Here is a 7,531-nt window from a genome sequence, read left to right as displayed (position 1 = left end):
CAGAAACCTCGGTCAGAAATTCTACGGAGGATTCACCAGTGACCTGAGATACAGAAACTGGAATCTGTCCGTGCTCCTTCAGTTTGTAAAACAGGAAAGCAGAAACTACAACAGCACCATGCCCTCACCGGGTTCCATGAACAATCTCCCCGTACAGGCACTGAATGTATGGTCACCTCAGAATCCTGACGGACTGTATATGCCTTACCATACGGCAACAACCGCATCACACCAGCTGTTTCAGATCAGTGATGCCACGGTTTCTGATGCCTCATTCATCAGGCTGAAAAATGTGCAGCTCGCATACAGCATACCCACACAGGGTAAAATATTCAGGGAAGTAAAACTTTTCTTTCAGGGACAGAACCTTCACACCTGGACAAAGTATTTCGGGATAGATCCGGAGCTGGGTTCAAGCGGATTTCTGCCACCCCTCAGAACATATTCCTTTGGAGCAACACTCACGCTGTAATATGGGTAATGAGTAATGGAATAGGTAATAGGTAATGGAAGAGGGAAGGGAAAGGGAAAGAGGAAGGGAAGGGAAGGGCGGAAGATAATGATAGGAAGACGTTTTGATCATTAACCCGACTTGCTAAAATTTCAGGCCTCAGCTTTTCAACAATACAATAATCAAGAAACAATCAGAAAAATGAAAAAATTAATTCATATAATAAAATATACAGGCATGCTGGGAATATTGGCAGCAAATCTTTCATGCGAGAAAATGATCGAAACAGATCTTCCGCAAAACCAGATCGCAACACAGGATGTGTTCAGTGATGTACAGACTGCCAATGCGGCACTGTCAGCACTCTACGCCGGATTGTGGGACAGTTCCCCGATATCCGCAGACCAGTCGGGCAGACTTTTGGGAATGTACACCGACGATCTGATTTACCATACTGCGGTGACCAACAATGGCTTCCCGGATATTTTTAACAATACGCTTCTGGATTCCAATGCTCCGGTCACCACATTCTGGACAGCCGCCTATCAGAAAATTTATGTGGCCAACAGCATTATCGAAGGGGTAGAAGAATCAACGGGATTATCTGCAGCTGATAAGGCAAGGATAACCGCTGAGGCACTGACGATAAGATCACTGCTGTTCCTGTACCTTCAGCAGATCTACGGAGATATTCCCTATCCCGTAACCACCAATTACATCATCAATCAGAATATTGACAAAACACCTGCTGGAGAGGTGCTGAACAGAATAGAGATGGATCTTCTCGATGCCATTCCCGCACTGAATGATCAGTACCGAAATGCAGAACGGATATTCATCAACAGAAAGACAGCAGAGCTGATTCTGTCAAAAGTATACATGCAGCAGAAACAGTGGTCAAAGGCGGAAGCTTCACTCAAAACGATTCTTCAGAGTCCGCTGTACCAGTTTCAGAACGACATCACAAAGGTATTTCAGAAATCAGGAACCCACATCCTCTGGCAGCTGAAACCCAAAAACTCAGGTGATGCCACAAAGGAAGCTTCCCTCTACTATTTTGTCAATGCCGCCCCGACAGGGTTTTCACTTACAAATTCTTTGGTCAGTTCCTTTCCCGCAGGTGACCTGAGAAAACAGTCCTGGATGGGAACGGTTACCGTGGGAGCCAATACATGGTACCGCGCTGAAAAGTACAGACTTCGTTCAGCCAACACTACCGAATACTCTGTGGTATTTAGACTCGAGGAAGTCAACCTTTTACTGGCAGAGTCACTGGCACAGCAGAATAAAATTGCAGAAGCAATGCCCTACCTCAACAGAACAAGGCAGCGCGCAACCCTTCCTGCACTCACGGCTTCAATCACTCAGCCAGCACTGCTTGCAGAAATCCTGAATGAAAACCGCCGTGAATTCTTCACTGAGATGGGTCACCGCTTTTTCGACCTTAAAAGAAACGACCAGCTCAGCCAGCTTACAGCTGTAAAACCCAACTGGAAAGAATACCACCGTCTTTGGCCTGTACCGCAGAAGGAACTGCTTTTGAACGGAAAACTCAAACCTCAAAATCAGGGCTATTAAATGAAAACAGCTTTTATAACACTCATTGTAATATTTTTGTCAGCTACTGTATACAGTCAGCGGACTCAGGATGACAGTCTGAAACTATGGGCATCAAAATTCTCAGATCTTAATTGGATGATAAACTCAGAAGATGGAAAATATGCGGCTCTAACGCTTATTTATCCTGAAAGCAACGATACGGTTTTTGTTTTTTCACACCAAAGAAAAGTTCCGTCCGATACAGTGATTGGAATGAGTGACAAAAAATCATTTCTTGGGAAACAGCATTTTTTTGCTGTTGGTGCAGGCAATGCACAGCTTCTAAACCTGCAGACACATCAGAAGATAACCTTCAAAAAGGTCAGGACTGCAGAGGTGATGAAAGATGTAAGGCAGTTCTGTATTTTGGATAAAAATAAAACACTGAGCATCTATAATTTGAGCGGAAAGCGTATACTGAAATTGTTACAGGTGGAAAAGATGACCTCAGGTAAGAGCAAAGTATTCATCACGACAACTGTCGAAAGTACGGGCAGTAAGAGAAAAAATGAACTGTTGGAATGGAATGGAAAAAAAATCTTCAGGCATTACAGTACGGAAAATACCATTGAAAAAACTGAACTTCTGTCTTCACAGAATTTTCTCGCCATAAGGGAACAGATAATTGGTGAGACTGCAAAACGGATGGTTCTTCTGGATATTAAAAAAGGAAAAATTTATGTCCCGGAACTAATCCAGCCGATAAAAACAGATGCCATTAAAATAGCAGAAGCTGGGAATGACGGCACTTTTCTAGTTTCTGCGGAATACAGAACGGAGGTTTCTGATTCTCAAATGGTGGAGGTTTGGTATGGAAGTGATAAAAATCTGCGTTCCGCACGCACGGGAAAAAGAAACTACAGGTTCTGGTATTGGAAGCCGGAGAAAAAAATAATAAGTGAACTGCCCTCCGAAAAATCTCAGGTCTATGTACCACTGAACAACAGCAGGTATCTCTGGATGTTCAGCTCGAAAGAAGTTTACAACTATATCCATGCTACGCCAATGTATGACATCTATCTGTACGATATAGAAAAAAACACCGGCTTACTGGCGTTCAATGAGTCATCTGAAGTTATAGGATCAATGAATGGAAATTTTGCAGTGTCTCACAGCAGGAAAACTGATAAGTGGATAATATTTGATCTTGAAAATCAGGGCATCACGGAAATTGATGGAAGTCAGTTCAGCAATCCCGTATTCTCTTCAGACAGTAAAATATTGTTGTTTTCCGGTAAATCAGACCTTTTTGCATATGACCTGAAAACCAAAGAACTTTCAGCAATGAAGATTTCAGATGCACATGAGGTAACCATTATGAACAAAAAAATAAATGTAGCTTTTGGTCATCTTAAAACCAGATTCCGAACTTTTACAGCAGATCTAAGCAGACCTTTGCAACTGCAGATTTATGATGAAAACAGTAAAAAAACAAGTGTATTACGGTGGGAACGGGGAAAAACATCGGTACTGATCCCTCTTACATCTCATAAAATAAAGGAGGTTTCAGAAACTCATAATCATAATTCAGCTCTGATATACAGTGTTGAAGAAAATCATAATATTCCACCTGGAATTTACCGCAGGAATACAACAAATGGAAAGACAGAACTTCTTTACCGGACCAACCGTCAGGATAAAAGAGCTTCAGATTTAAAAACCGAAGTTCTCTCATACAAAAACAGTTCAGGTAGACCTTTAAAAGCTATTCTCTCGTATCCGGAAAATTTTGACGTTTCAAAAAAATATCCGGTCATTGTCAGAATATACCAAAAACAGTCTGACGCTGCATCAGCATACATCCGTGGAGAAATTAAACCCGATGGATTTAATAAAAGGCTGATGCTTGAACGGGGATATTTTATCTATCAGCCTGATGTTGTCTTTGATGAAAGAGGAACGGGCATCTCTGCATTGGACTGTGTTCATGCAGCTTTGGATGCATTGAGAGATCTTACCTATATCGATCAGGAAAAAATAGGGCTGAGCGGTCACTCCATGGGTGGATATGAGGTGAATTTTATTGCCACTCACTCAACTCGTTTTGCAGCATACCTTTCAGGGGCATCCGTAGCGAATATTATGCAGTCATACTTTTCGTACAACAGGCTGTTTGAGATTCCCGATTACGGTAGATTTGAAGGCGGACAGTTTGAAATCAACAGACCTTATGTAGGGAATGAAGAATTGTATTTCAGAAACAATCCGGTCAATTATGTGCAGCAGGTAAGTGCCCCGATTTTATTGTGGTCAGGAAGAAAGGATGGAAATATACTTCCGGAGCAGACTGAAGCCTTTTACATCGGCCTCCTGCGAAACCGAAAAAAAGTAATTGCTCTTTTCTACAGAGATCAGGAACACACATTAGGATATAATACGCCCGAAGCATTTGATCTGAACAGAAGAACAGTCGACTGGTGGGACTACTTCCTGAAAGATAAAAAAAATGTAGATTGGATAGAGAAGGAAATTAACACAAATAATGATAATGTGAAATTACCGTAAAAATCGATTTTTGCTGATTTCGGCGAAACGGATTACGGGCAATTCTAATGATAAATAACTTCAGCGAATTCTAAACATCTGGGAATCTGTTAAGTCTTTTTAATATTGTACCTCTCATATTTTGAATAAATTTACGTACCTCAACTAAAAACAGCTGATTCTTACATCGCTAAAATTTGTAAAATCAGAATATCCTGCGGACATCTGCAGGATTTTTTATGAAAAAAGACATCTCTGCCAAAAATATATATAATAAAATGCTTTTTTATTTCATCACCATTACATTGTGAATCATTGATTGATCATCAATTTAACGTCCATATCTTTTGACGTCGTTTTCAATTCAGTTAACAGTAAATAAAAAAAGCACTCGTCAGAGTGCTTCTTAATTATGTAAGTTGTAATTTAACATTTGAAATATCTTTATCTTTTTCAATCTGAAGCACCTTGTAAATACCCGGCTCAAGATACCCGTCTTCGAAAGATTTTTCGGTGTTACTGTCTAAGAGACTTTGGTAGTAAGTTCCATACTCAAAAGATTCTCCAACATTCAGTTCTTTTCCTGTTTCAACTAATTGATGAATGAGTGGCTCCGTAGAATTACGGGCGCACAGTAGAAGATTTAACGTCATTTTTTTTTTTTTTCACTACAAAGATAAAAATTTTAGAGATTGTATGTTGCGGATTTTTTTAGAAAAATTTAGAGCCTGTTTAAAAATGATTAAAAAACAAATTTTCAAGGCATTTTTCTTTTCCCCAACCCTAAAGGGTGGAAAATGCATTGAAAATTTCATCAAAATTAACTCCTTTTAGGGTCGGGGAAATTAATTTTGATGAAATTTAAACAGGCTCTTAGATAAAAAAGAAAAGGGAAAAATATATTCAGGCGATTCTTAGTAATCAGGATTACTCGTACTTTTTTATTAAAGAAGGACGCTGCTAAGCGTCCTTCCTCTCCAATTACTGCGGAATCTCATACAGCAGATCTCCGCACATCGTTTCGGAACCTACGGCACGAAGCTGTGCTGAACCCGGTCCTGTCCATGTACAGACATTCGCATTGGCTACTGTGGTGCATTCTTTCTCTGCATCTACACATTCAAACTGTCCACCACCATGATTCACCAGACGGTATCCGGCTTCTATGGCTTTCTTGTTTTCTTTTACTGCTTTTGTGGCGTAAGCAGAACCTGTGCCTATCAATACAAGGACTACAGGAAAAATGAACTTTTTCATAATAAAAGTTTTGAATTTTTGCCTACTCTTGGTAAAGGTTTTCGGCTTCCCCTTATTGGTAATGTTTCAGCACTGGTCGGGTAAGTATATACTGTATCAGCTGATTTCCGGCAATAGCATAGAGATGGTGATCGGTGACGATAAAATCGGTCACAGGAATTTTGTTTTTGTCTGGAAGATGAAGACTGCCAACGTAAAGCTTTTGATCTGTTCTGTATATATCGATCACTCTTGAGGTATTCCAACTTTTCCGGGATTCATACCGTCCTTTCAGTTGCGAATGATTAAACAAAAGACGCCGGTGTACTCTTGATAATCCGTTGACACGGAGCGGTGGCCTGTTCATTTTGAAGATCCCATTATTAACTTGCACAGATTTGATGTGGGCTCTTGTCACAGTGTCAATGGTGTTGAGGCGGTGTTTTATTTGCGCATTGGAGTCAGCAACGATAAACTGATTCCGGTAAGCATAGGTGTAAATAATCTCTGGACTCCCCGCATCTGTAATAAGCCTTCCGTCGCTGTCAAAGACACCGTCAGTCTGCTTCTCAAGAAAATTAGCATGTATACGGATAGTATTTTTCTGCCTTGTCTGAAGTGAGGCTATCAGAAGCTGACCGGTTTTGCTGCTCTGCGTTCTTAAAATAAAATTTGTATTGCTTACAATTCCAAGCTGGGAAAAATAGGCATCCTTATCACTGATAGTCCTTGGATCAGGATTTCCCAGCATACCTTTTTTTATAACAGGCACAGTACCGTCATAGATGTAGTAGAAAGGATATCGTACCTGTGTTTCAATCTTCCTGTAGGGAAATTCCGTAATGTCAAGACGTATTTCCATATAAGTCTGATTCTTCATCGCAGAATCCACGGTTAAGATTTTTTGAGGAAATTTCCGGTTGCCCAGATAAACATTTTTATCGTCTGCTCCTGCAAAATAGTAATTGTCATTATCCAGAACTTTTATCTGATGTTCTACAACAGGATGCATTAAAAAGCGGCGCGTAAAATTATTGTCCTTTTTAATAATCTGTTCGGATGTTATAAACAGAAATACAACAATTACGCAGGCGGTAGAGTTAAAAATGGTAAGCATCCCTAAAGTGCTTTTTGCACGCTGTCCGGTATCATAATCAGTACTGAACACAGCAGCTGCTCCCAGAATAACGCAGAAAATATTGAATACCAGGTGCTCAGTCCATCCGAGTTTTTCGAGGATACCTCCGCACGAGCAGGGAACAAAATCACTGTAGTTAAGGATCAGATAAATATAAACCGTAAATGCAGACATCAGCGCTGTTGAACAGTAAAGTCCTGCTGTTCTCAGTTTTTTAAAACATAGTAAAATGACAGTAAATATTTCAATGGCAATTACACCATAGGATACAGTGTTGGCGTACGCACTGAGCAGAGGCGACTGCCCGATCTGTACCTGAAAATTTTCGAAATCTATCGCTTTGCTGATAGCAGCATAGCAGAACAGGAGGATAAAGAAACCAACGGTAGCTGAAATAAAATAATATCTGATGTTCTTCATGTCTTTTTATTTTGTTTTTTATGATTATCAGGAACTATAAGCATCCAATCCACATGATTGCCACAGTAGTCCGGCATTTCTTTTCCTGTTTTTATAGGAATTGTGGTTTTAAAATACCCCATACTCTGCCACAGACCGCTGGCCGGACATGGTTGACCTGTTGCGCTGATGGTGGTATGGGGCTTCATCTGTGTTTTGATTAT

At 40.4% G+C, this 7,531-nt stretch carries 6 protein-coding genes and 1 pseudogene; 3 read left to right on the top strand and 4 right to left on the bottom strand.

Annotated elements, in window-relative coordinates; translation table 11 throughout:
• The 3 genes and pseudogenes from IC610_RS19805 to IC610_RS19795 all read left to right on the top strand — a co-directional run.
• Positions 1-472: pseudogene (locus IC610_RS19805) on the top strand (SusC/RagA family TonB-linked outer membrane protein); the annotation flags it as partial.
• A 180-nt stretch (positions 473-652) separates the two neighbouring features.
• Positions 653-2,029: a RagB/SusD family nutrient uptake outer membrane protein gene (locus IC610_RS19800; RefSeq protein ID WP_191738599.1), complete on the top strand. Its 1,377-nt coding sequence runs from the start codon at positions 653-655 to the stop codon at positions 2,027-2,029.
• Positions 2,030-4,555: a S9 family peptidase gene (locus IC610_RS19795; protein ID WP_191738597.1), complete on the top strand. Its 2,526-nt coding sequence runs from the start codon at positions 2,030-2,032 to the stop codon at positions 4,553-4,555.
• 389 nt (positions 4,556-4,944) lie between these two features.
• Here IC610_RS19795 and IC610_RS19790 read toward each other — a convergent pair whose 3' ends face one another.
• The 4 genes from IC610_RS19790 to IC610_RS19775 all read right to left on the bottom strand — a co-directional run bounded on the left by IC610_RS19790 (position 4,945) and on the right by IC610_RS19775 (position 7,516).
• On the bottom strand, positions 4,945-5,187 hold the full coding sequence (locus tag IC610_RS19790; RefSeq protein ID WP_191738596.1) for a hypothetical protein: 243 nt from the start codon (positions 5,185-5,187) through the stop codon (positions 4,945-4,947).
• A gap of 328 nt (positions 5,188-5,515) precedes the next feature.
• Entirely contained in the window at positions 5,516-5,791 is a 276-nt protein-coding gene (locus IC610_RS19785; RefSeq protein WP_191738594.1) for a hypothetical protein, read from the bottom strand.
• Between the two features lie 52 nt (positions 5,792-5,843).
• The gene (locus IC610_RS19780; RefSeq protein WP_191738593.1) at positions 5,844-7,328 is read right to left on the bottom strand and encodes a MauE/DoxX family redox-associated membrane protein; all 1,485 of its coding nucleotides are present in this window, start codon (positions 7,326-7,328) and stop codon (positions 5,844-5,846) included.
• A complete protein-coding gene (locus tag IC610_RS19775; RefSeq protein WP_191738591.1) occupies positions 7,325-7,516 on the bottom strand; it encodes a hypothetical protein in 192 nt (63 codons plus the stop codon). Before IC610_RS19775 ends, IC610_RS19780 begins: the two co-directional genes overlap by 4 nt.
• Positions 7,517-7,531: the final 15 nt, after the last annotated feature.

This window comes from Chryseobacterium caseinilyticum (genome assembly GCF_014837145.1).
GTDB lineage: Bacteria > Bacteroidota > Bacteroidia > Flavobacteriales > Weeksellaceae > Chryseobacterium > Chryseobacterium caseinilyticum.
Note: the sequence above shows the minus strand (reverse complement) of the source record. Positions and strands in the feature narration are given on the sequence as shown.

Coding starts and splice junctions, on each gene's coding strand:
- IC610_RS19800 (WP_191738599.1), top strand. CDS start 653: ATGAAAAAATTAATTCATATAATAAAATATACAGGCATGCTGGGAATA.
- IC610_RS19795 (WP_191738597.1), top strand. CDS start 2,030: ATGAAAACAGCTTTTATAACACTCATTGTAATATTTTTGTCAGCTACT.
- IC610_RS19790 (WP_191738596.1), bottom strand. CDS start 5,187: ATGACGTTAAATCTTCTACTGTGCGCCCGTAATTCTACGGAGCCACTC.
- IC610_RS19785 (WP_191738594.1), bottom strand. CDS start 5,791: ATGAAAAAGTTCATTTTTCCTGTAGTCCTTGTATTGATAGGCACAGGT.
- IC610_RS19780 (WP_191738593.1), bottom strand. CDS start 7,328: ATGAAGAACATCAGATATTATTTTATTTCAGCTACCGTTGGTTTCTTT.
- IC610_RS19775 (WP_191738591.1), bottom strand. CDS start 7,516: ATGAAGCCCCATACCACCATCAGCGCAACAGGTCAACCATGTCCGGCC.